General features: G+C 64.3%; 1 protein-coding gene. It reads left to right on the top strand.

Annotated features, from left to right (window positions below; translation table 11 throughout):
* Window positions 1-582 (top strand): MFS transporter (locus tag EN750_RS37415; RefSeq protein WP_127399485.1); only part of this gene is annotated, 582 nt, incomplete at its 5' end.
* Between the last annotated feature and the right edge of the window lie 141 nt (window positions 583-723).

The raw sequence follows: 723 nt of genomic DNA, 5'->3' as shown, positions 1-723 counted from the left end.
CTGATGTTCCAGATCGGTTTTGGGCTGACGCCGTTCCAGTCCGGCATGATCACCTTCGTCTCGGCGATCGGCGCCATCGGCATGAAATTCGTCACCGCGCTGATCTTCCGCGTCGCCGGCTTCCGCCGCGTTCTGGTTGTCGGTTCGCTGGTCGCCGCCGCCTCGATCGCCATCAACGGGCTGTTCACACCCGACACACCTTATCTCTTGATGCTGGCCATGCTGCTCGTCGGCGGCTTCATCCGATCGATGTTCTTCACTGGCGTCAATGCGCTCGCCTATGCCGAAGTTTCGGCTGAAGACACCAGCAAGGCGACGCCGATTACAGCGGTGTTCCAGCAGTTGTCGGTCGCGCTCGGCGTGGCGCTGGCCGGCGGAATCCTGGAAGTATCGACGTCAATCCATGGCGGCCCGCTGTCGCTGGATGACTTCCACATTGCCTTCTTCATCGTTGCAGCGGTCTCGGCGGCGGCATCGCTATCCTTCGTCCGGCTGGCACCCGATGCCGGCAACGCCATCTCCGGTCACGGACGGCTGACAACACCCAAGACGCTGGAAACGGTGAGCCCACCCGGCAACTGATGGCAGCCTAGGCTTCGGCCTCGCCTTCTGGACGGCCCGATTCGCCCGACGGCGGACCGGCGGTGCCCTGTCAGTCGTCGGCGTCCCCCGGCCCTTCGCTATGGCTCCGGGCGCTCGAGGCCTTCGGAACGTCCACTGGAC

This window comes from Mesorhizobium sp. M7A.F.Ca.ET.027.03.2.1, assembly GCF_003999175.1.
GTDB lineage: Bacteria > Pseudomonadota > Alphaproteobacteria > Rhizobiales > Rhizobiaceae > Mesorhizobium.
The sequence above is the reverse complement of the archived record's forward strand: the minus strand, read 5'-3'. Positions and strand labels throughout refer to the sequence as shown.